This window comes from Brevundimonas sp. FV2ps16, assembly GCF_058681075.1.
Window position 1 is genome coordinate 2446875 of record NZ_CM178728.1, and the last position, 21956, is coordinate 2468830.

A 21956-nucleotide genomic window follows, 5' to 3' on the forward strand; every position below is an offset into this window, starting at 1 on the left:
CTGGGGCCCGAGCCTCGCCGGGATGAGCGGGATCAGATCGGACGAACCAGTACGATCTTCTTCTTGCCCGCCGCCAGCTTGATGACGCCGTCCTTCAGGTCGGCCTCTGTCAGCAGCTGGGCGCCGTCGGCCACGGCGTCGTCGTTGAGGCGCAGGCCGCCCCCCTGGGCCAGGCGGCGGGCCTCGCCGTTGGAGGCGGTCAGGCCGGCCTTGGTCACGACGGCGGCGATCATGGCGCCGTAGACCTCGGCCGCCGGAAGTTCGATGGTCGGCAGGTCGGCGGAGATCTGACCCTTTTCGAAAGCTGTCTCTGCGGCTGCGCGGGCCTTGGCGGCTTCTTCGGCGCCGTGCAGCATGGTGGTGGCGGCGTCGGCGAGGGCCTTCTTGGCGTCGTTGATGGCGGCGCCTTCCAGGGCCTCGTAGCCGGCGATCTCGGCGTCTGACAGGTCGGTGAACAGGCGCATGAAGCGGCCCACGTCGCCGTCCTCGGTGTTGCGCCAGTACTGCCAGTAGTCATAGGGCGACAGGGCGTCGGCGTTCAGCCAGACGGCGCCGCCCACGGTCTTGCCCATCTTCTGGCCCGAGGCGGTCGAGAGCAGGGGCGTGGTCAGGCCGAAGGCGGCCTTCTGGTCCACCTTGCGGGTCAGTTCGACGCCGTTGATGATATTGCCCCACTGGTCCGATCCGCCCATCTGAAGCGTGCAGCCGTAGCGACGGTTCAGCTCCAGGAAGTCGGTGGCCTGCATCAGCATGTAGTTGAACTCGAGGAAGGTCAGGGGCTGCTCGCGTTCGAGGCGCAGCTTGACCGAGTCGAAGCTCAGCATGCGGTTGACGGTGAAATGGGTCCCGTAGTCGCGCAGGAACTCCAGATAGCCCAGCTTCGACAGCCATTCGTCGTTGTCGAGCATGACGGCGTCGGACGGGCCGTCGCCGAAGGTCAGGAATTTCTCGAACACGCCCTTGATGCCGGCGATGTTCTCGGCGATCCGCGCTTCCGTCAGCAGGGGGCGCTGGGTGTCCTTGAAGGAGGGGTCGCCGACCTTGGTCGTACCGCCGCCCATCAGTACGATCGGCTTGTGCCCGGCCTGCTGAAGGCGACGCAGCAGCATGATCTGGATCAGGTGGCCGACGTGCAGCGACGGCGCGGTGGCGTCGAAGCCGATGTAGCCGGTCACGATCCCGGCGGTCGCGGCCGCGTCCAGCTCGGCCGGATGGGTGATCTGATGGATATAGCCCCGCGCTTGCATGGTGCGGAGGAAGTCGGATTTGAAGGCGTGTTCGGTCATGGCGGAGGCTCCGTTAGCAGGGATGCCGACGGTCGTCTTCACTTTCTGCAGGTCTGTCGGTTTGACCTAAGGCTTGACGGCTTCGACCCTGAGGAAGGTGGCCGGTATGTCCGTGGAGTCCGGCCCGGCGCGATTGTGGCGCTCGAAGAGGTCGATCAGTTCGGCCTCGAGCTGATCGGCCTTGTTCTCGCGCGCGGCGGCCTCGAAGGCGTTCATCGTCGGGCCGTAATAGGTCTTGAAGGTTTGCACGAGGTCGCGCGGAGGTTCGGCGTTGCGGAACACATAGGTGGCGCGCCGGCAGCTGATGTCCGCAGCGGACAGGCCGGCTGCGGTGAACCGCTCAATCACGACCTCTTCCACCCCCCAGGTCATCGGGCTGATGAAGCCGGGGGGCGGGGCGGGGGCGTAGGCGGCGCTGGTCTTCAGCACCTGGGCGATCAGGGTCGGATCGCCGGGAATCCAGTTGCCCATGACGATCCGCCCGCCCGGCTTGGCCACCCGGACCATCTCGCGCGCGACATCCGAGGGGCGCGGTGCGAACATCGCGCCGAACATGCTGACCACGAGGTCGAACCGCTCGTCGGCGGTATCCTGGAGATCGGAGGCGTCGCCTTCCCGGAAGCGGAGATTGGCCAGCCCGGCCGCTTCGGCGCGACGGTTGCCCGCGGCGACCAGATTGGCCGCGATGTCCACGCCGAGGACGGTGGCGCCGCGCTGCGCCGCCGGAAGCGCGGTCGTGCCGTCTCCGCAGCCGAGGTCTAGGACGTGGTGACCCGGCCGAGATTCAGACTTTCGACGAATTCTTCGCCGCTCGCGCGCATGGAGGCGGCAATACGGGTGAAATCGCCCTTCTCCCACAGAGCCTTATTCGGGTTCATGGCCGACCTCGTCTCCGATACCCGTGGTGTGTAACACCTGTGGCTGGAGAGGGCCATGGCGCATCTGCCGAAGTTCCGTCGTCGCCGGACCCCGTTGACCCCCGCCGCCCGTCCGATACGAAGGACGGATGCGCCTGCCCCTGATCCCGCACCCGATTTCGCCGCCCGCCGGGCTGACGCTGGAGGTCGAGGCGCGGCGGGCGGGGCGGGTGTTGAGCCTGGACTATGTCCTGGCGGGGCCGGTCGAGATGGTGCGCTGGCCGCAGGGGGCGGCGCGGGCGCGGACGGACGACCTGTGGCGGACGACCTGTTTCGAGGCCTTCGTGCGGACGGCGGACGGCTATGTCGAATATAATCTGTCGCCGTCGGGGGCCTGGGCGGCCTATCGGTTCGACGGCTATCGTGAGGGGATGCGGGGGCTGGAGATCGCGGCGCCCTTCATCGTCACGCGGATGGCGCCCGGGCGGTTTGGGCTGACGGTCGATGTGGAGCTGCCGGAGGATGCGACGGACGTCGTCGGCCTGACGGCGGTGATCGAGAGGCTGGACGGGGGGCTGGACGGGGCGATCGCCTATTGGGCCCTGGCGCATCCATCGGATAAGCCGGACTTTCATCATCCCGACTCGTTCGCGCTGGAACTGCCATGAATTTCGGTCTCGACCGCCTGCTGTCCGACGACGCCTCGAGGGCGCAACTGAAGGGGCGGCGCGTGGCGCTGCTGGCGCATCCGGCCTCGGTGACCAAGGACCTGGGTCATGCGGTGGATGCGCTGGCCGCCTGTCCCGAAATTACCCTGACCGCCGCCTTCGGGCCGCAGCACGGGATGAAGGGCGATCTTCAGGACAATATGATGGAGAGCCCGGATTATCGCGATCCGGTGCACGGCTTCCCGGTCTTCAGCCTGTACGGCGAGGTGAGGCGGCCCAGGGACGAGTGGATGGAGACGTTCGACGTCGTCCTGATCGACCTGCAAGACCTGGGCTGCCGCATCTACACCTATGTGACCACGCTGTTGTACGTGCTGGAGGCGGCGGCGAAACACGGCAAGTCCGTGTGGGTGCTGGATCGACCCAATCCGGCGGGGCGGCCGGTCGAGGGGCAGACGCTGAAGCCCGGCTGGGAGAGTTTCGTCGGGGCCGGGCCGATGCCGATGCGGCACGGCATGACCATGGGCGAACTGGGCCTGTGGTTCATCGACCAGTTCAAGCTGGATGTGGATTATCGGGTGGTGGAGATGCAGGGCTGGGCCCCCGAGGCGGGGCCGGGCTTCGGCTGGCCGCTGGGCGAGCGGGCCTGGGTCAACCCCAGCCCGAATGCGCCGAACCTGTCGATGGCGCGGGCCTATGCCGGGACGGTGATGCTGGAGGGGGCGACCCTGTCGGAAGGCCGGGGCACGACCCGGCCGCTGGAGCTGTTCGGGGCGCCGGACATCGATGCGCGGGCGGTGATCGCGGAGATGCACGCTCTGGCGCCGGAGTGGCTGGGCGGCTGCACCTTACGCGACATGTGGTTCGAGCCGACCTTCCATAAGCATGTCGGGAAACTGTGCAGCGGGGTGCAGATCCATGTCGATCACCCCGGCTATGGCCACGCGGCGTTCAAGCCGTGGCGGGTGCAGGCCCTGGGGTTCAAGGCGATCCGGCGGCTGTATCCCGACTACGACCTGTGGCGGGATTTCCCGTACGAGTATGCGTTCGGGAAACTGCCCATCGACGTGATCAACGGCGGACCCGGGCTGCGGGAATGGGTGGACGACGCGGCGGTGGGGCCGGGGGATCTGGATGCGGCGACGCGGCCGGACGAGGCGGCGTGGGAAGACGTCCGACGGCCGTTCCTGCTGTATTGACCCGGCGCTAGAACAGCACCGCGGGGTTCATGATGCGCTTGGGGTCGATGGCGCGGCGGATGGCGGCCATGGTTTCGATCTCGAGGGGGGATTTGTAGCGTTTGACCTCTTCGGTCTTCAGCCGGCCCAGGCCGTGTTCGGCGGAGATGGAGCCGTCATAGGTTCCGACAACATCGTGAACCACTTGCGAGCCTTCCTTCCAGCGACCGATGAAGGCGGGGATGTCCTGGCCCACGCCCGGCAGGATGTCGTAGTGCAGATTGCCGTCGCCGACGTGGCCGAAGACCGAGATGCGGGCGCCGGGGTGGAAGCGTTCGACGGCGGCCGAGGCTTCGTCGATGAATTCGGCGATGCGGCTGATGGGGACGGAGACGTCGTGTTTCCAGCCGCCGCCCTCGGGCTTGAGGGCCGCCGAATGTTCCTCGCGCAGACGCCAGAAGGCGGCGCGCTGGGCGTCGTTCTGGGCGATGGCGGCGTCGGTGATCAGGCCTTGCTCGAAGGCGACTTCCAGCAGGGCCTCCATCTGCGCCTCGGCGCCGCCGGGCGTGCCTGAGGCGATCTCGATCAGGACGTACCAGTCGGGGGTCGAGTCCAGCGGTTCGCGGGTGTCGGGGATGTTCTTGAGCACCAGCTCCATGCCCAGACGCTTCATCAGCTCGAAGGCCTCGACCCCGCCGCCGGTCTCGGCCTTGGCGCGGGCCAGAAGCTCGACCGAGGCGGCGGCCGTCTCCAGGCCGACGACGGCGACGGCGCGCGAGCGCATGATGGGGAAGAGTTTCAGGGTGGCGGCGGTGACGACGCCCAATGTGCCCTCGGCGCCGATCAGCAGCTGTTTCAGGTCGTAGCCGGTGTTGTCCTTGCGCAGGCGCTTCAGGCCCCGGAAGATCTCGCCGTTGGGCATGACCGCCTCAAGGCCCAGCACCAGGTCGCGCATCATGCCGTAGCGCAGCACCTGGGTGCCGCCGGCGTTGGTGGAGATGACGCCGCCGACGGTGGCCGACCCCTCGGCCGCGAGACTGAGCGGGAAATAGCGGCCGGCGGCCGTGGCCTCCTGTTGCGCCTCCAGCAGGGTCAGGCCGGCCTCGACCGTCATGGCGTCGTCCAGGGGGGTGACGTCGCGCACCGCGCGCATCTTGCGGGTGGACAGCAGGACCTCGCCGAAGGGGATCTGGCCGCCGACCAGGCCGGTGCCGCCGCCCTGGGGCGTGATGGCGACGCCTTCGCGGGCGCAGAGGGTCACGGCCCTGGCCGTTTCCTCGGTGGAGCGCGGGGTCAGCAGGATGGGGGTGTCGCCCGTCCAGCGGTTACGCCATTCGGTCAGGTAGGGGGCGATGACCTCGGGGTCCTGGGTCCAGCCGCCCGGACCGAGGGCGGCCTTCAGTTCGTCCAGAATGGCGGGAGAGGGGGCGGGCGTGCTCATGGCCCCCTTTTGTCAGGCGTGGCGGGGAGTGGGAAGGCGTTTTCGCCCATTCACAGCCGTCATCCTCGCCCTTGTGGCGAGGATCCATACGCTCGGTTTATGGGCGTGAGGCCCGTCGAAGACCGGGCGTATGGATCCTAGGCACGAGGCCTAGGATCACGAACACCGAAGGATCGCGACCGTGATCAGACGTCCAGGTCTTCTTTCACGAACTGAGCGTTTTCCTGGATGAACTGGAAGCGGGCGTCGGCGCGCTTGCCCATCAGGCGTTCGACCAGATCCTCGACGCCGGCCTCGGCGTCGGGGACGGTGATCCGGGCCAGGGTGCGCTTCTTCGGGTCCATGGTGGTCTCCTTCAGCTGGGAGGCCATCATTTCGCCGAGACCCTTGAAACGGCCGATCTCGGTTTTCTTGCCCTTGAAGACGCTGGCCAGCAGTTCGTCGCGGTGGGCGTCGTCGCGGGCGTATTCGCTCAAAGGGCCGGCCGAGATCCGGTACAGGGGCGGCAGGGCCATGAAGACCCGGCCCTGGCGGATGGTCTCGGGCATGACGCGATAGAAGAAGGTGATCAGCAGGGCGGCAATATGGGCGCCGTCCACGTCGGCGTCGGTCATGATGACGATCCGCTCATAGCGCAGGTCGTCGATGTTGAACCGGTTGCCGGGCTGGACGCCCAGGGCCAGGGCCAGGTCGGACAGTTCGATATTCTGGCGCAGCTTGTCCGCCGTGGCGGAGGCGACGTTCAGGATCTTGCCGCGCAGGGGCAGGATGGCCTGGGTGGTGCGGTCGCGCGCCTGTTTGGCCGAGCCGCCGGCCGAATCGCCTTCGACGATGAAGAGTTCGGTGCCCTGGGCCGATTGGCGGCTGCAGTCCGACAGCTTGCCCGGCAGGCGCAGCTTGCGGGTGGCGGCGGCGCGCTGGACTTCCTTGTCCTTGCGGCGGCGCAGACGGTCCTCGGCGCGATCGACGACGAAGCCGAGCAGGGCGTTGGCCTGTTTGGGGCTTTCGGTCAGCCAGTGGTCCAGCGGGTCGCGGAGCAGCTGCTCCACCAGCCGGGCGCCCTCGGGCGAGGACAGCCGGTCCTTGGTCTGGCCCTGGAATTCGGGATTGCGGATGAAGACGCTGATCAGGGCGCCGGCGTTGGCGACGACGTCCTCGGCCGTGATGATTGCGGCGCGCTTCTCGTTGGTCAGTTCGCCGTAGGATTTCAGACCCTTGACCAGGGCGGCCCGGAAGCCGGCCTCGTGGGTGCCGCCGTCGGGGGTGGAGACGGTGTTGCAGTAGGACTGGATGAAGCCGTCGGCCTCGCCGAAGCCGATGGGCGACCAGGTGACGGCCCATTCGAAGGCGCCCGCCTCGCCCTGACGCTCGGCGCGGCCGGCGAAGGCGGAGGTGACGGTCTCCAGTTCGCCGATCCGATCGGTCAGGGCGTCGGCCAGGCCGCCGGGGAAGTGCAGCAGGGCCTGGGTCGGGGTGGCGTCGGTGATCCGCTCGGGCGCGCAGGTCCATTTGATCTCGACGCCGCGGAACAGATAGGCCTTGGAGCGGGCCATGCGGAACAGGCGGGCGGGCTTGAAGGCCGCGCCCATGCCGAAGATCTCATCGTCGGGCTTGAAGCGGATCAGGGTGCCGCGCTTCTTGGACGGCTGAACCTGCTGGATCGGGCCCAGGACATTGCCGCGCGAGAAGGACTGTTTCCACTCGAAGCCGTCGCGCCAGACGACGACGTCCAGGTGCTCGGACAGGGCGTTGACCACCGAGACGCCGACTCCGTGCAGGCCGCCCGAGGTCTCATAGGCCTTGCCCGAGAATTTGCCGCCCGAGTGGAGGACGGTCATCACCACCTCCAGCGCCGACTTGCCGGGGTGTTTGGGGTGGGGATCGACCGGGATGCCCCGGCCGTCGTCGCGGACCGACAGATAGCCGTCGGCGTCCAGATCGACGGTGATCAGTTTGGCGTGGCGGGCCACGGCCTCGTCCATCGCATTGTCGAGGACTTCGGCGAACAGGTGGTGCAGGGCGCGTTCGTCGGTGCCGCCGATATACATGCCGGGCCGCTTGCGGACGGGCTCCAGCCCTTCCAGCACCTCGATGGATGAGGCGGAATAGGCGTTCTGGGCGCCGGCGGTCGGGGCTGGCGTTGCGGCTGCGGCGACGGGCGTCGGGACCGGTTTTGGCGCAGGGGCGGGCGCGGCCTGGGGCGGGGTCACCGCGACAGGTTTGGGGGCCTCGGGCTTGGGAGCGTCGGGCGTGTCGTCAAAAGCGAAGAGGTCTGCGGCCATTCACATAGTCTGAGGCGATTCGGAGCCGGTTCTGGTAGGCCCGTGTCGCCGGTCGAGCAAGCGGCGGTCGCACCGGAACCGGATCGAAGGTCACGGCGCGGGCCAGAATCGCCAGCATCAGCACCCAGGGCAGGTTGGCGTGGGTCAGAAGGACGCTCTCGGACAGGCTGAGCACAAAGAAACCCGCCATATAGCCGAGGCTCCAGAACCCCTCGCGGGCGCCCATGCCGTTGAGGCGGACCAGGATCAGGATGGCCGAGACGGCCATGAGGGTTCCGACGGCGACCGCGCCGGGCCAGCCCAGCTGGACCAGCAGATCGATCCAGCCGTTGTGGGCCGAGGGGACGGGCCACTGGGTCTCCAGCCGGATCTCCCGGGCAGGAATGGAATCAACGCCCCAGAAGGCGCTGAAGCCGTAGCCGGTCCAGGGACGGTCGGCGACCTTGCGCATCAGGGCGTCCCAGATCAGGGTCCGGCCGGTCAGGGAGGGGTCCTTGCCCAGGGCCTCGAGGATGGCGGCGGAATCGGTGTTCCAGACCCAGGCGCCGACGGCGGCGGTGACCACGCCCAGCCAGACGGCCGCGACAGTGACGGCTGCGCCGCCCTGTTTCAGCGTCCACCAGCCGCCGACCATGCCGACGCCCAGCATCCAGCACAGCAGGGAGGTCTTGGACTGGGTGGCCACGACCAGGAGGGTGGTCAGGGCGAAGGTCACGACGGCGACCCAGGGCTTGCGCCCATTCTGGGCCAGATGATCGGCGGCCAGGCAGGCGGCGGCGGAGACGGCGCCGACCACCATGACCAGGCCCATCTGGTTCTTCTCGTACCAGAGGCCGCGCCACAGGCCGGCGTTGTCGAACTGATGAACCCCGATGCGGGGGAAGGCGAAGACCATGATCAGACTGCCGACCGCCATGACCAGGCCGGTGTGCATCAGGACGCGCGGCAGGGCTGCGCCGCGGAAGACGGCGCCCAGATAGACGGCGAAGGCGCTGTTGATCGCCAGGGCGAGGACGCGCCGGTCGGTGACGCCGGGATCGATGGACCAGTATTGCGAGACATAGGCGAGGCCGACCAGTCCGCCGACCATCAGCCAGGCGGGCCAGGCGCGGACCACCTTCTCGAAGCGGAACAGGATCAGGCCCAAGGTGACGGCGTAGACCGGCAGCCAGATCAGGCGGAGGACCGGGTTCTCGCCCTGGTCCGGGGCGATGACGGGGGCGATCAGCGCCCCGGTCAACATGAAGACGACGAAACCCACCGCCCCCTGTTCCCAGGCGGGCGGGGCGTCCGAATCATCGATCTGGACGGGCGAGGCGTACACGGGGCGACTGTCGCCCCGGCCGCTTAAGGAAGGGTGAGCGCCGCGCGGAAGGCGGCGAAGCCGTGTTCGAGGTCGGCGATCAGGTCGGCGGGGTCTTCCAGGCCGATGTGGAGGCGGATCAGCTCGCCCTCCAGCGCGGGGGGCTGGTCGCGATAGGCCATCTGGTGGGTCTCATGGGTGATCAGGCTTTCGAACCCGCCCCAGGAATAGCCGATCCCGAACAGGCTAAGGGCGTCGAGGAAGGCGCAGCCGGCGGCGGCGTCTCCGCCTTTCAGCACGACGCCCATCAGGGAGGCGGCGCCGGTGAAGTCCCGCTTCCACAGGTCATGGCCGACAGAGCCGGGCAGGGGCGGATAGAGGACGCGGGCCACCTCGGGCCGGGCTTGCAGCCATTCGGCGACGATCAGGCCTGAACGCCCCTGTTCGCCGTAGCGCAGCGGCAGGGTGCGCAGGCCCCGCAGGGCCAGCCAGGCGTCGTCGGGCGAGACGTGCCAGCCCAGATCCTCGATCGTGTCGGCGACGGCGCGCAGGCAGGCGGGGGCGCTGGCGGCGATCCCGCCCATCAGGACGTCGGAATGGCCGGAGACATATTTGGTCAGGGCCTGGACGCTGACGTCGACGCCTTGGGCCAGGGGCTTGAAGGCCAGGCCCGCGCCCCAGGTGTTGTCGAGCATCGTCAGCACGCCGCGCTCGCGACAGGCGGAGGCCACGGCGGCGACGTCGATCATTTCGAAGGTCAGGGAGGCGGGCGATTCCATCAGGACCATGCGGGTGCGGTCGCCGAGGGCGGCGATCAGGCCCGCCGCATCCGTGTCGGCGGGCAGGAACCGGGTCGTGACGCCGCGCGCGGCCTGATAGCGGGCCAGGAAGCGGCGGGACGGGCCATAGACGGCGTCGGTGGCGATCACCTCGTCGCCGGGCCGGGTGAGGGCCAAGAGGGGCACGGTGACGGCGGCGAGGCCGGACGGGACGATGAAGGCGTCGGCCGCGCCCTCCAGATCGGCCAGGGCGGCGCGCAGCTGACGCGCGGCGGAGCCGCCGTCTAGGCCGTAGGTCGGGCCTTCGGCCTCGTCCCGCATGGTCTCGGCCCGGTCGCTGAGCATGGTCGAGGCGCGCTCGATGGGCGGATTGACCGGGCGGCGCCCCTGACCCCGGCGGGTGGCGGACGAGATCAGGCGGGTACGGTCCGAATGCGGCGACATGGCCTCTCCGATGGGTTGCGGATCAGGGCCTAAAGGCCTCTAAAGTCTGCGGGGCGCAAGCGGCGAGGGATGTGAAACGCGATGCGGATCTTGACGATCGGAGCCTTGGCGGCGGCGATGCTGCTGACGGCGGCGTGCGGACGCCGGGATGCGGATACGGCCCCGGAGGCCGAGACGCCTATCTCGACTGCGACCACGGCGACGGAACGGCCCGATAGTCCGACCCTGGCCGCCGTGAAGCGACGCGGACGGCTGAACTGCGGGGTGCATCAGGGGCTGGTCGGCTTCGCCTATACGGACAATCGCGGCCAGTGGCGGGGGTTTGACGTCGACTTCTGCCGCGCCATGGCGGCGGCCATATTCGACGATCCGGATGCGGTGCGGTTCGTGCCCCTGTCGGCGTCGGACCGGTTTGCGGCCCTGAACGAGGGACGGGTGGACGTGCTGTGGCGCAACTCGTCCTGGACGATGAGCCGGGATGCGGGCGAGGGGTTCGTCTTTGCCGGGATCAACTATTACGACGGCCAGGGTTTTCTGGTTCGCCGGTCGCTGAGCCTGGCCAGCGCCACGGAGCTGAACGGCGCCCGGATCTGCGTCCAGGCGGGATCGAACGCTCAGGCCAACGCCGACGACTTCTTCCGCTCGCGCGGCATCGCCTATCGCCCCGTCGTCCTGCCGACCGAGGAGGCGGCGCGCGACGCCTATGGCCGCGAGGACTGCGACGCCTTCAGCGCCGACATCTCGGCCCTGGCGGCCGCCCGGACCGTTCTGGCCGATTCGCAGGCGCACACGATATTGTCAGACGTGGTCTCGAAAGAGCCGCTGGGGCCGGTGGTCAAGGAGGGGGACGAGCGCTGGATCGCCCTGGTGCGATGGACCCTGAACGCTGTCATTCTGGCCGAAGAACTGGGCGTCACCCGCGAGAACGCGGAGAGCCTGTCTGAAAGCTCAAACGACCCGCGCATCAAGCGTTTGCTGGGGGGCGAGGGGGAGTATGGCGCCATGCTGGGCTTGTCGGACGACTGGGCCAAGAACGCCGTCCTGGCGGTGGGCAACTATGGCCAGATTTTCGACCGGAACCTGGGCTCGCAATCGCCGCTCGACCTAGCGCGGGGTTTGAACGCACAGTGGAACGCACGGCCTGGCGGCTTGATCTATGGTCTGCCGATCCGATAAGCGGCGCAGCTTGTGTCTTTTCCTGGGGGATAGATGACCGAGACCAAACGCGGGGGCATCGCCCTTCACTGGCTGATGCTGATGGGCTTCGCCGTCGGCCTGGGCGGAGGGCTGTGGGTCAATCTGACCCTGGGGGCCGATACGGCCTGGGTGATCTGGGTCACCGACAATGTCACGGGGCCGGCAGGGCAGATCTTCCTGCGCCTGCTGTTCATGATGGTCATCCCTCTGCTGTTCTCGGCCCTGGTGATCGGCGTCGCGGAGATGGGCGACCTGAATTCGCTGGGCCGGGCGGGGATCAAGACCCTGCTGCTGACCATACTGGTGTCCGGCATCGCGGTGGTGATCGGCCTGGTCATGGTCAATCTGTTGCAGCCCGGCCGGGGCGTCGATCCGGCCATGGCGCAGCAGTTGCTGGAACAGGGACGCGACGGCGCGGCCGGCATCGTCCAGAACGCGCCCGAGAGCATCCAGCTGGGAGACTTCTTCCTGGGGCTGGTGCCCTCCAACGCCGTGACGGCGGCGGCGGAGAACCAGATCCTGCCGCTGATGGTGTTCGCCCTGTTCTTCGGCATCGGCCTGGTCATGGCCAAGAGTCCCGCCACCGATCGCCTGCAAGAGGTGATCGAGGGGCTGCTGGAAGTGACGATGAAGCTGATCAACCTCTTCATCAAACTGGCGCCCATCGCCATCGCCTGCCTTATGTTCAACCTGGCCGCCCTGTTCGGCTGGGATCTGCTGGTGCGTCTGGCGGCCTTCGTCGGCGTGGCCGTCGGGGCCATGGCGATCCATATGTTCGTGGTCTATCCGCTGGTCATCTGGCTGCTGGGCGGGCGTTCGCCGTTCACCTTCTTCAGGGCCGTGCGCGAGCCCATGGTGGTGGCCTTCTCCACCGCATCGTCCAACGCCTCGCTGCCGGTGGCGTTGAAGGCGGCCGAGCATGAACTGAAGCTGCCCAGGAAGATCGCCCGTTTCGTGCTGACGGTCGGCGCCACCGCCAACCAGAACGGCACGGCCCTGTTCGAGGGGGTGACGGTTCTGTTCCTGGCCCAGTTCTTCAATATCGAGCTGAGCCTGACGCAGCAGGTCATCGTCATGCTGGTCTGTATCCTGGGCGGGATCGGCACGGCCGGGGTGCCGGCGGGGTCGCTGCCGGTGGTGGCCATGATCCTGGTCATGGTGAAGGTGCCGCCGGAAGGGATCGGCCTGATCCTGGGCGTCGACCGCTTCCTGGACATGTGCCGGACGACGCTGAACGTCACCGGCGACCTAGTTCTGGCCACGGTGGTCTCGCGCGGCGAGAAGGACGATGCGGTTGAATCCGTCGTGGAAGACACGACGCCGCCGCCGATCCTGGCCTGATCTAGGTCAGGCTTCGCTGACGACGGGGGTGTCGGCTCGGCCCCCCCATTCGGCCCATGAGCCGTCGTAGAGACTCGACGGCACGTCGAGCGTGGCGAGGGCCAGGGTGAGGATGGCGGCGGTGACGCCGGAGCCGCAGCTCGTGATGATCGGTCGGTCGAAGACCACCCCGGCGTCGCTGAACAGGGCGCGTAGCGCCTCAGGCTCCAGAAGCCGGCCGTCGTCGCCAATCACGCTGGGGAAGGGCAGGTTCAGCGCCCCCGGCATATGGCCGGAGCGCAGGCCGGCCCGGGGCTCCGCCGCCTGACCCGCGAATCGGGCCGCCGGCCGCGCATCCAGAATCTGAGCCTCGCCGGTCAGGGCCGCCAGTACGGTGGGCAGGTCGGCGACCGCGTCGCTGCGTCGCGATGCGGCGAATAACGCCGGGGGCGGGGTCTGCGCCGGACCCGAGACCAGAGGCCGCCCTTCGGCCCGCCAGAGCGGCAGGCCCCCGTCCAGCACCCGTACGTTCGTCGCCCCCATCAACCGGAAGGTCCACCAGACGCGCGGGGCGGAGCGCAGGCCGACCGTGTCATAGATGACGATGGTGTCGGTCGCGGCGATGCCGAGCGCGCCGACCGCCTCGGCGAAGGCGGCCGCGGTCGGCAACATGTGCGGAAGGTCCGAGCCGTGGTCCGAGACCGCTTCAAGGTCGAAGAAGACGGCGCCAGGCAGCCGGGCCTGATCGAAGTCCGCCTGGGCGTCCCGGCCGTCCAGATGCCACGACCCATCGACGATCCGCAGCGTCGGATCCTCCATCAGGGCGGCGAGGGCGTCGGTGGAGATCAGGGGGGAGGACTGGGGCATGCTCCCAGCCTAATGTCAGGCGCGGTCCAGCACCAGTTGCACCACGTCGGTCCGGCGCGAGCGGAAGCCGGCCTCGCAATAGGCCAGATAGAAGCGCCACAGCCGGCGGAACCGCTCGTCGAAGCCGGCGATGCGGCGGATGTCGCCCCAGGCGGCCTGGAACCGGTCGTCCCAGAGCTTCAGCGTCTCGGCATAGTCCAGGCCGAACCGTTCGATCGAGCCCCAGCCCAGACCGGCGGCGGCGACGACCGGCTTCAACCTCTCCTCGGACGGCAGCATGCCGCCGGGGAAGACGTATTTCTGAATGAAGTCGGTGCGGGCGTTGTATTCCTCGAACAGGGGCTCCTGGATGGTGATGATCTGGAGACCCGCCCGGCCGCCGGGGTTCAGGACGTCGTGGATCTTTTCGAAATAGGTCGGCCAGTATTCCATGCCGACGGCCTCGAACATTTCGATGGAGGCGACGCGGTCGAACCGGCCCTGGACGTCGCGATAGTCCATCAGGTCGATCGTCGCGCGGTCCGACAGACCGGCGTTGAACAGACGCTGGCGGGCGAAGTCGTGCTGTTCCTTCGAAATCGTCACGCCGGTGACCTGGGCGCCGATCTCGCGGGCGGCGAACTCGGCGAAACCGCCCCAGCCGCAGCCGATCTCCAGCACCGACATGCCGGGCTTCAGGTCCATCATCCGGGCCAGGGCGGCGTATTTGGCCTTTTGCGCGGTCTCCAACGGCGCGTCCGCCCGCTCGAACCGGGCCGACGAATAGGTCATCGAGGGGTCGAGCCAGGTCTGGTAGAAGGCGTTGCCCAGGTCGTAGTGGGCGTGGATGTTCTTCTTCGATCCGGTCTTGCTGTTGCGATTGCGCCGATGGGCCAGCCAGTTGACCGCCATCATCAGCCAGTTGCCGTCGAACAGGCGGCGGATGTGGTCGTAGTTCTCGACCAGGGTCTCCAGCAGGGCGGCCAGATGGGGGCTGTCCCATTCGCCGGCCATATAGGCTTCCGCGAAGCCGATGTCGCCGGCGGCCAGGACGCGGCGGGCGAAGCCGTAGTCTTTGACGTCCAGCACGCCGCTGGGGCCGGGGCGGGCGCCGTCCAGCACATGGGTCTCGCCATTGGGCAGGTGGACCGTCAGCCGGCCGAAGGTCCAGTTCGACGCCAGCAGCCGCAGCAGCATGGCGAACATGCGCGGGGTGCGGGCGGCGGCGGCCTCGATATCGACGGTGGCGACACTCATGCGGGAACCTCTTTGTGCGTCGTCAGTCATGACCGGCCTGGGCGTCTCGGCCGCTGACGGCCTTCAGGGCGTCGAGGGCGCGGGCGCGGGCCTGGGCATGATCCAAGATGGGGTGGGGATAGTCTTTGCCAAGTCGCACGCCGACGTCGCGCAGCACCTCGGGCGGCGCGGTCCAGGGCGACTGGAGCCAGCGGTCGGGCAGACGGCGCAGTTCGGGAACCCAGCGGCGGACATAGCCGCCCGTCGCGTCGAACTTCTCGCCCTGGGTGATGGGGTTGAAGATGCGGAAATAGGGAGCGGCGTCGGCGCCGGAACCGGCGACCCACTGCCAGTTCTGCACGTTGCTGGCCAGGTCGGCGTCGACCAGAGTGTCCCAGAACCAGGCCTCGCCCTCGCGCCAGTCGATCAGCAGGTGTTTGACCAGGAAGGAGGCCACGACCATCCTCACGCGGTTGTGCATCCAGCCGGTCGTCCACAGTTGACGCATGCCGGCGTCGATCAGCGGATAGCCGGTGCGGCCGCGCTTCCAGGCCTCCAGGCCGTCGGGATCGTCGCGCCAGGGCATGGCCTCATATTCCGGGCGGAAGGCCCGGTCGGTGATGGTGGGGAAATGGTAGAGCAGATGGGCCGAGAAGTCGCGCCAGCCCAGTTCGGAGAGGAACTTGGCCGCTTCACCCGCCGGGACTGCGCCGGCTTCCGCCGCGTCCTGGGCCTGCTGGGCCGCGCGCCATGGACTGATCTCGCCCCAGTGCAGATGGGGGGACAGGCGGCTGGTCGTGGGAAGGGCAGGATGGTCGCGGCCCTTGGCGTAGGTCTTGAGGCCCTGTGTGAGGAAGTCGGACAGGGCGGCGTCGGCGCCGGCCTCGCCCGGCGTCCAGTCGAAACCCTGGGACCAGTCGGGGCGGGTCGGGTGGAGACCCCAGTCGTCAACCGACTCGGTCTGGACGGCTTCGGGCGTGTCGATGCGGCGGGGGGCGGGCGTGGGCGGCGGCGGCTCGGCGGCGGCCAGCAGGGCCTTCATGAAGGGGGTGAAGACCTTGTAGGGCGCGTCCGATCCGTTCAGCACGGCGCCGGGCCGCGCCAGCAGCGACCCGTTGAAGCCCCGGCAGTCGACGCCGGCCGATTTCAGCTCATGGGCGATGTCGGCGTCGCGGGCGAAGGCGGCGGGTTCGAACAGCCGGTTCATAAACAGGGCGTCGGCGCCGGATTCCTCGATCAGACTCTGAAGCTGGGTCAGCGAATCGCCGCGACGCAGGATCAGCCGCGACCCGCGTTCTCCAAGTGAGGCATTCAGGGCGCGCAGGGACTTGTCGAGCCACCACAGCGAGGCCGCGCCCGCCGGACGATCCGGGTCGCGGTCCAGGATGAAGACCGGCAGGATCGGACGGCCGGTGGCGACGGCGTGATACAGGGCGGGATTGTCGTTCAGGCGCAGATCGCGGCGAAACCAAAGGACGACAGGCTTGGTGGCCACGCAGGCGAACTCCATGATAACTTGCGCTCATCCAGAACGAGCGCCACCTGATGGCCTCATAGCTGCGGCAAACGCCGCTCCCATAACGCCCGAACTTCGAAAGAGCCGCCTCGTGAGCCGACCCAACGCCGTCATTACGTTGTCCGAAGGTCTTCGGACGCCTGTCGTCATCGGCGGCGGCGCACGAATCGCCTTCATCGCCGGACCTTGCCAGATGGAGAGCCGCCAGCACGCGCTGGAAACGGCCCATGCGCTGAAGGAAATCGGCGAGCGGCTGAACGTCGGCATCATCTACAAGACCAGCTTCGACAAGGCGAACCGCACCAGCGCCAGCGCCGCGCGCGGCATCGGCCTGACGGACGCCATGCCGATCTTCGCCGAGATCCGCGAAACCGTCGGCCTGCCGACCCTGACCGACGTCCACTCCGAGGCCCAGTGCGGCCCGGTGGGCGAGGTGGTTGACGTGCTGCAGATCCCGGCCTTCCTGAGCCGCCAGACCGACCTGTTGCTGGCCGCTGCGGCGACCGGCAAGGCGATCAATATCAAGAAGGGCCAGTTCCTGGCCCCCTGGGACATGAAGAACGTCATCGCCAAGGTGGTCGGCGCCGGCAATCCGAACGTCATGGCCTGCGAGCGGGGCGCCAGCTTCGGCTACAACACCCTGGTCAGCGACATGCGCGCCCTGCCGGTGCTGCGCGAGATCGGCTGCCCGGTCGTGTTCGACGCGACCCACAGCGTGCAGCAGCCCGGCGGGCAGGGCACGTCTTCGGGCGGCCAGCGCGAGTTCGTGCCGGTTCTGGCCCGCGCCGCCGTCTCGGTCGGCGTGGACGCGGTCTTCATGGAGACCCACCCGGATCCCGACAACGCGCCGTCGGACGGCCCCAATATGGTGCCGCTGGATCAGTTCGAGGCGCTGGCCGCACAGTTGATCGCTTTCGACGACCTGGCCATCAAGATCGGGGCCAAGGCGCCGGTGGCGCAGGCCGCCTGAATCCTCTAGGTCGGGCGCATGTCTGACACCCTCGATCTGGGCGCCCTGCAACAGCTGCTGGAGCGCGTGCGCGACCTGAAGACGGCCTGCGTCGGCGACCTGATGCTGGACCGCTACGTCTATGGCGAGGTCAGCCGCATCTCGCCCGAGGCGCCGATCCCTGTGCTGCGCACCCGCCGGACCACGGCCATGCCCGGCGGCGTCGGCAATGTGGCGCGCAATGTCGCGGCCCTGGGCGGGGTGGCGCATCTGGGCGCTGTGACGGGCGAGGATGCGGCCGGAGCGGAGCTGCGCGACCTGATCGCCGCCGAGGAGCGGATCGTCGATTTCATCGACAGGCCGCTCGGCGCGGCGACCATCGTAAAGACGCGGTTCGTGGCGGCGGGCCAGCAGCTGTTGCGGCTGGACGAGGAGGCGGCGGCTGCGCCCCTGACCGAAACGGACGCGTTTTCAGGCGTCTCCGCCATTCTGCTGTCGGACTACGCCAAGGGGGTGGTCGGCGAAGCCTTGATCGCCTCGGCCCTTAAGGCGGCTCGCGAGACGGGGGCGCCGGTCATCGTCGATCCCAAGGGGCGGGATTTCGCCCGTTATGGGGCGGTGGACGTCATCAAGCCTAACGCGTCGGAACTGGCCGGGGCCACGGGCCTGCCGGTCGAGACGGACGCTGAGGTCGAGGCGGCGCTGGCGGCCCTGCTGGCGGGGACGACGGCGAAGGCCATCATCGTCACTCGAGCGGGCAAGGGTATGAGCCTGGCGCGGCGCGACGGGCCGGTGCGGCATTTCCCCGGTCGGGCGCGCGAGGTGTTCGACGTGTCCGGCGCCGGGGACACGGTGCTGGCGTCGCTGGGTCTGGCCCTGGGCGCCGGGGCCTCGCTGGAGACGGCGGTGCAGTTCGCCATCCTGGCTTCGGGCGTGGTGGTCGGAAAGGCCGGGACGGCCGTGGTCACGCCGTCCGAACTGATCGAGGCGGAGCTGAGCCAGCACGCCGTCGCCGCTCAGGCCAAGGTGACGCCGCTGGACGAACTGGCGGCCGAGGTCGAGGCCTGGCGGCGGCAGGGGCTGAAGGTCGGTTTCACCAACGGCTGTTTCGACATTCTGCACCGGGGCCATGTCGCCTATCTGGCCCAGGCGCGCGGCTGGTGCGACCGGCTGGTGGTGGCGCTGAACACCGACGCCTCGGTCAAGCGGCTGAAGGGCGAGGGGCGGCCGGTCAATGATCTGGACAGCCGCGCCGTGGTGATCGGCGGCCTGACCAGCGTGGACCGTGTGACGTCGTTTGACGATCCGACGCCCATCGCCTTGATCGAGCGGCTGCGGCCGGACGTGCTGATCAAGGGGGCGGACTATACGCGCGAGGGCGTGGTGGGCGGCGACCTGGTCGAGAGCTGGGGCGGGGTGGTCCGTCTGGCGGAATTCAAGGATGGGTATTCGACGACCCGGACGATCGAGAAGATGACGGGAAGCGCGCAATGACGCCCAGAATGATTGTTGTGACGGGCGGGGCCGGCTTCATCGGCTCCAATATCGTGGCGCGGCTGACGGCCGAGACGGCCTATGACGTGGTGGTCTGCGATCGGCTGGAGACGGCCGATCTGGCCAAGTGGAAGAACCTGGCCAAACATCCGATCGCCGACTTCTGGGCGCCGGAGGAACTGTTCGAGCAGCTGGAGCGTCATGCGGAGCGGATCGAGGCCGTGGTGCATATGGGCGCCATCTCGTCCACGACCGAGCCGGATGCGGATCTGATCCTGAGGACCAACTTCACCCTGTCGCGCGACCTGTGGGACTGGTGCGCGATCCGCAATGTGCGGATGATCTACGCCTCGTCGGCGGCGACCTACGGCGACGGCGAGACGGGGTTCAATGACGATGACGATGCGGACTCGCTGTCGAAGCTGAGGCCGCTAAACGCCTATGGCTATTCGAAAATGCTGTTCGACCAGTATGCGGTGCGTCAGTCGGAACGCGGCCAGGCGCCGCCCCAGTGGGCGGGGCTGAAATTCTTCAACGTCTATGGCCCCAACGAGGGGCACAAGGGAGGTATGAAGTCGGTTGTGGCGCAGATCTGGCCCAAGGTGGCCGCCGGCGAGACCGTCAGCCTGTTCCGGTCGCACAATCCGAACTATCCGGACGGGGGCCAGTTGCGCGACTTCGTCTATGTGGACGACGTGGTCGACATCATCGAATTCCTGCTGCAGTCGCCGGAAGTCTCGGGTGTGTTCAACGCGGGGTCCGGCCAGGCGCGGTCGTTCGACGATCTGGCCAAGGCCACCTTCGCCGCCGCCGGGAAAGACCCGTCGATCCAGTATGTCGACATGCCCGAGGCGATCCGCGACCGGTACCAGTATTTCACGCAGGCCCGTATGGACCGGATCCGCGCCGCCGGGTTCGAGGGCCAGTCCACCCCGTTGGAAGAGGGCGTGCGTCGCTACGTCCAGGACTTCCTGGCCCAGCCCGATCCATACAGATGAGACGTCTGACGACCCGGCAATGGATCGGCTACATCGGGTTCTGCCTGGTGTTCCTGCTGACCGCGGCGGTCGCGGTGTGGCGCGGCGACATCCTGCGCGCCGGTCTGGATCCTCAGGTGCCGTTCCAGACCTATGAGCCACCGCCGGCGCCCGATTACGCCGATCCGCGCGCCTGGGCCCTGCTTGACGCACGCGCGCCGGGGATGGGAGCGGCGAACGTCTTCTTCGTCCATTCGACGACCTTCAATGGTGGGCGTGACTGGATCGGCGCCATCGGCGACGCCAAGGCCGACGCCTATCTGTTCCGGGTCGTGCTCCCCAACTACGCCGGGCCGTTCGCACGCGCGGGCGCGGTCAGTGCGCCGCTCTATCGGCAGGCCAGCCTCTATACGCGCCTGACCCTGCGTGATGACGCGCGGGAGGCGCGGGCCTTCGCCTATGGCGACGTGGTTGCGGCCTTTGACGCCTGGCTGGCGCGCCACCCCTCCGGCCCTATCGTCCTGGCGGGAGTGGAACAGGGCGCCGATCTGCTGGACCGGCTGATCCGCGCGCGGATCGCGCCGGATGCGGCGGTTCGGGATCGCCTGGTGGCGGCCTATCTGATGGATACGATCATCGCCGTCGAGAACCTGCCGGCCTCGATTCCACCGTGCGCCGACCGAAGCCAGATCCATTGTGTCGTCGCCTGGTCTCAGGTCGGGGACAGGGACGAGGGCGCGGCGCGGCGCCGGCTGCGCCGGGCGACGGTCTGGGATGAGCGCGGGCATCTGGTCAATCTGGCGGACAGGGCCGCAGTCTGTGTCAATCCCGTCACCGGCGGCGTTGGTGAGGAGAAGGTTCTGGCCCGGCTGCACCGGGGTGCAACCAACGCCACCGGGCTGGAATGGGGCGCCCGGCCGGCCTTGATGGCGCGCGAAGTCGAGACACAGTGCCGCGACGGCCTGTTGCGCCACACCTGGCCAGATTTGGAATCCTTCCGCGAGACGGGCAATTGGGCGGATAGACGAAAGGCCAGGCCTTACAACCTGTTCTACGGTGATCTGGAAGCCGATGTTGCGGAGCGCCTGGCGATCTACGCCAAGGTGGCCGGCTGAAATCGGACGAACGCCGTCCGGTTTCGGTGGCGCGGCTCGCGCCCCGCGCGTAATCTCCTCGCATACGGAGGATACGAATGGACGTTCTGACCATCTTCGCCGGCGTGCTGCTGTTCCTGGCGATTGCGCTCTTGTTCAGCGTGATCAAGATCGTGCCGCAAGGCCGTGAATTCACAGTCGAACGCTTCGGCAAATATACCAAGACCCTGAGCCCCGGCATCGGCTTCCTGACCCCGTTCGTGGAACGGGTCGGCAAGCGGATGAACATGATGGAGCAGGTTCTTGATGTGCCGACCCAGGAAGTGATCACCAAGGACAACGCCATGGTCCGGGTGGACGGGATCGTCTTCATCCAGGTGATGGACGCCGCCCGCGCCGCCTATCGCGTCGACGATCTCCCCTACGCCATTTCCCAACTGTGCATGACCAATCTGCGCACCGTGGTCGGGTCGATGGAGCTGGACGAGGTGCTGAGCCAGCGCGACAGCATCAACACCCGGTTGCTGCACGTCATCGACGCGGCGACCGAGCCGTGGGGCGTCAAGGTCAACCGGATCGAGATCAAGGATCTGACGCCGCCGACGGACGTGACCAACGCCATGGCCCGTCAGATGAAGGCGGAGCGCGAACGCCGGGCCGTGGTCACCGAGGCGGACGGCGAGAAACAGGCCGCCATCACCCGGGCCGAGGGCGCCAAACAGGCGGCCATTCTGGAGTCCGAAGGCCGCAAGGAGGCCGCCTTCCGCGACGCCGAGGCGCGCGAGCGGGAAGCCGAGGCCGAGGCCCGCGCCACCGCAATGGTGTCGGAAGCCATCGCGCGGGGCGACGTCAACGCCATCAACTATTTCGTGGCGCAGAAATACGTCGAGGCCTTCGCCGAACTGGCCCGCAGCCCGCAGCAGCGGACCGTCATCGTGCCCGCCGAAATGGGCGCCCTGGTCGGCACCATCGCCGGCATCGGCGAGATGGTGAACCTGGCCAAGGGGCAGCAGCAGGACCCGACGCCGGCCAAGCCTGCGGCCGCGCCGCGCCGCCCGTCCGTTCCGCCGACCGCCTGATCTGGAGCGC

At 68.2% G+C, this 21956-nt stretch carries 18 protein-coding genes; 9 read left to right on the forward strand and 9 right to left on the reverse strand.

The genetic code is table 11. The features are described 5' to 3' along the window. Window positions 1-32: 32 nt before the first annotated feature. A complete protein-coding gene (gene tyrS / locus ACW170_RS11855; RefSeq protein ID WP_492086867.1) occupies window positions 33-1286 on the reverse strand; it encodes a tyrosine--tRNA ligase in 1254 nt (417 codons plus the stop codon). A gap of 66 nt (window positions 1287-1352) precedes the next feature. Continuing rightward, window positions 1353-2087 (reverse strand): class I SAM-dependent methyltransferase, encoded by a 735-nt coding sequence (locus ACW170_RS11860; protein WP_492089174.1) that lies wholly within the window; start codon window positions 2085-2087, stop codon window positions 1353-1355. Between the two features lie 205 nt (window positions 2088-2292). On the opposite strand from ACW170_RS11860, the gene ACW170_RS11865 reads away from it, so the two are divergent. Together ACW170_RS11865 and ACW170_RS11870 are read left to right on the forward strand one after the other, a co-directional pair. Then, window positions 2293-2811 carry a DOMON-like domain-containing protein gene (locus ACW170_RS11865; protein WP_492086868.1) on the forward strand — a complete coding sequence of 173 codons (519 nt, stop codon included), beginning with the start codon at window positions 2293-2295 and terminating at the stop codon, window positions 2809-2811. After that, entirely contained in the window at window positions 2808-4010 is a 1203-nt protein-coding gene (locus tag ACW170_RS11870; RefSeq protein ID WP_492086869.1) for an exo-beta-N-acetylmuramidase NamZ family protein, read from the forward strand. The genes ACW170_RS11865 and ACW170_RS11870 overlap by 4 nt, the downstream gene beginning before the upstream one ends. Window positions 4011-4017: 7 nt before the next feature. Here the strand turns inward: ACW170_RS11870 and ACW170_RS11875 are convergent, their stop codons facing one another. From ACW170_RS11875 to metC, 4 genes are all read right to left on the reverse strand, one after another. After that, window positions 4018-5430 carry an FAD-binding oxidoreductase gene (locus ACW170_RS11875; protein ID WP_492086870.1) on the reverse strand — a complete coding sequence of 471 codons (1413 nt, stop codon included), beginning with the start codon at window positions 5428-5430 and terminating at the stop codon, window positions 4018-4020. Between the two features lie 185 nt (window positions 5431-5615). Beyond that, the gene (parE, locus tag ACW170_RS11880) at window positions 5616-7712 is read right to left on the reverse strand and encodes a DNA topoisomerase IV subunit B (RefSeq protein ID WP_492086871.1); all 2097 of its coding nucleotides are present in this window, start codon (window positions 7710-7712) and stop codon (window positions 5616-5618) included. After that, window positions 7687-9036 carry an O-antigen ligase family protein gene (locus ACW170_RS11885; RefSeq protein ID WP_492086872.1) on the reverse strand — a complete coding sequence of 450 codons (1350 nt, stop codon included), beginning with the start codon at window positions 9034-9036 and terminating at the stop codon, window positions 7687-7689. Before ACW170_RS11885 ends, parE begins: the two co-directional genes overlap by 26 nt. A 23-nt stretch (window positions 9037-9059) precedes the next feature. Continuing rightward, window positions 9060-10238 carry a cystathionine beta-lyase gene (gene metC / locus ACW170_RS11890; protein WP_492086873.1) on the reverse strand — a complete coding sequence of 393 codons (1179 nt, stop codon included), beginning with the start codon at window positions 10236-10238 and terminating at the stop codon, window positions 9060-9062. 81 nt (window positions 10239-10319) lie between these two features. On the opposite strand from metC, the gene ACW170_RS11895 reads away from it, so the two are divergent. Next, a complete protein-coding gene (locus tag ACW170_RS11895) occupies window positions 10320-11414 on the forward strand; it encodes an amino acid ABC transporter substrate-binding protein (protein ID WP_492086874.1) in 1095 nt (364 codons plus the stop codon). Window positions 11415-11447: 33 nt separating this feature from the next. Next, entirely contained in the window at window positions 11448-12776 is a 1329-nt protein-coding gene (locus tag ACW170_RS11900) for a dicarboxylate/amino acid:cation symporter (protein WP_492086875.1), read from the forward strand. Between the two features lie 6 nt (window positions 12777-12782). Here ACW170_RS11900 and sseA read toward each other — a convergent pair whose 3' ends face one another. The 3 genes from sseA to ACW170_RS11915 are packed head-to-tail and all read right to left on the reverse strand — an operon-like array spanning window position 12783 to window position 16347. Further along, the gene (gene sseA, locus ACW170_RS11905) at window positions 12783-13622 is read right to left on the reverse strand and encodes a 3-mercaptopyruvate sulfurtransferase (RefSeq protein ID WP_492086876.1); all 840 of its coding nucleotides are present in this window, start codon (window positions 13620-13622) and stop codon (window positions 12783-12785) included. 15 nt (window positions 13623-13637) lie between these two features. Next, a complete protein-coding gene (locus ACW170_RS11910; protein WP_492086877.1) occupies window positions 13638-14858 on the reverse strand; it encodes a class I SAM-dependent methyltransferase in 1221 nt (406 codons plus the stop codon). Between the two features lie 22 nt (window positions 14859-14880). After that, window positions 14881-16347 (reverse strand): cryptochrome/photolyase family protein, encoded by a 1467-nt coding sequence (locus ACW170_RS11915; protein WP_492086878.1) that lies wholly within the window; start codon window positions 16345-16347, stop codon window positions 14881-14883. 97 nt (window positions 16348-16444) lie between these two features. Here ACW170_RS11915 and kdsA point away from each other — a divergent pair, with 97 nt between their 5' ends. The 5 genes from kdsA to ACW170_RS11940 all read left to right on the forward strand — a co-directional run bounded on the left by kdsA (window position 16445) and on the right by ACW170_RS11940 (window position 21946). Then, entirely contained in the window at window positions 16445-17323 is an 879-nt protein-coding gene (gene kdsA, locus ACW170_RS11920) for a 3-deoxy-8-phosphooctulonate synthase (RefSeq protein ID WP_492086879.1), read from the forward strand. A gap of 18 nt (window positions 17324-17341) precedes the next feature. Then, entirely contained in the window at window positions 17342-18796 is a 1455-nt protein-coding gene (gene rfaE2, locus ACW170_RS11925; RefSeq protein WP_492086880.1) for a D-glycero-beta-D-manno-heptose 1-phosphate adenylyltransferase, read from the forward strand. Between the two features lie 8 nt (window positions 18797-18804). Next, window positions 18805-19794, forward strand: a complete 990-nt coding sequence (gene rfaD / locus ACW170_RS11930; protein ID WP_492086881.1) for an ADP-glyceromanno-heptose 6-epimerase — start codon at window positions 18805-18807, stop codon at window positions 19792-19794. After that, window positions 19791-20888 (forward strand): DUF3089 domain-containing protein, encoded by a 1098-nt coding sequence (locus ACW170_RS11935; RefSeq protein WP_492086882.1) that lies wholly within the window; start codon window positions 19791-19793, stop codon window positions 20886-20888. The genes rfaD and ACW170_RS11935 overlap by 4 nt, the downstream gene beginning before the upstream one ends. Before the next feature lie 77 nt (window positions 20889-20965). Further along, window positions 20966-21946 carry an SPFH domain-containing protein gene (locus ACW170_RS11940; RefSeq protein ID WP_492086883.1) on the forward strand — a complete coding sequence of 327 codons (981 nt, stop codon included), beginning with the start codon at window positions 20966-20968 and terminating at the stop codon, window positions 21944-21946. The last annotated feature ends 10 nt before the right edge of the window (window positions 21947-21956 follow it).

What these genes read in the sequence shown, in the direction of transcription:
- ACW170_RS11910 (WP_492086877.1), bottom strand. Translation starts at nt 14,858, where the DNA reads ATGAGTGTCGCCACCGTCGATATCGAGGCCGCCGCCGCCCGCACCCCG.
- ACW170_RS11865 (WP_492086868.1), top strand. Translation starts at nt 2,293, where the DNA reads ATGCGCCTGCCCCTGATCCCGCACCCGATTTCGCCGCCCGCCGGGCTG.
- tyrS (WP_492086867.1), bottom strand. Translation starts at nt 1,286, where the DNA reads ATGACCGAACACGCCTTCAAATCCGACTTCCTCCGCACCATGCAAGCG.
- ACW170_RS11915 (WP_492086878.1), bottom strand. Translation starts at nt 16,347, where the DNA reads ATGGAGTTCGCCTGCGTGGCCACCAAGCCTGTCGTCCTTTGGTTTCGC.
- rfaD (WP_492086881.1), top strand. Translation starts at nt 18,805, where the DNA reads ATGATTGTTGTGACGGGCGGGGCCGGCTTCATCGGCTCCAATATCGTG.
- sseA (WP_492086876.1), bottom strand. Translation starts at nt 13,622, where the DNA reads ATGCCCCAGTCCTCCCCCCTGATCTCCACCGACGCCCTCGCCGCCCTG.
- metC (WP_492086873.1), bottom strand. Translation starts at nt 10,238, where the DNA reads ATGTCGCCGCATTCGGACCGTACCCGCCTGATCTCGTCCGCCACCCGC.
- parE (WP_492086871.1), bottom strand. Translation starts at nt 7,712, where the DNA reads ATGGCCGCAGACCTCTTCGCTTTTGACGACACGCCCGACGCTCCCAAG.
- ACW170_RS11935 (WP_492086882.1), top strand. Translation starts at nt 19,791, where the DNA reads ATGAGACGTCTGACGACCCGGCAATGGATCGGCTACATCGGGTTCTGC.
- ACW170_RS11940 (WP_492086883.1), top strand. Translation starts at nt 20,966, where the DNA reads ATGGACGTTCTGACCATCTTCGCCGGCGTGCTGCTGTTCCTGGCGATT.
- ACW170_RS11895 (WP_492086874.1), top strand. Translation starts at nt 10,320, where the DNA reads ATGCGGATCTTGACGATCGGAGCCTTGGCGGCGGCGATGCTGCTGACG.
- ACW170_RS11870 (WP_492086869.1), top strand. Translation starts at nt 2,808, where the DNA reads ATGAATTTCGGTCTCGACCGCCTGCTGTCCGACGACGCCTCGAGGGCG.
- ACW170_RS11900 (WP_492086875.1), top strand. Translation starts at nt 11,448, where the DNA reads ATGACCGAGACCAAACGCGGGGGCATCGCCCTTCACTGGCTGATGCTG.
- ACW170_RS11875 (WP_492086870.1), bottom strand. Translation starts at nt 5,430, where the DNA reads ATGAGCACGCCCGCCCCCTCTCCCGCCATTCTGGACGAACTGAAGGCC.
- rfaE2 (WP_492086880.1), top strand. Translation starts at nt 17,342, where the DNA reads ATGTCTGACACCCTCGATCTGGGCGCCCTGCAACAGCTGCTGGAGCGC.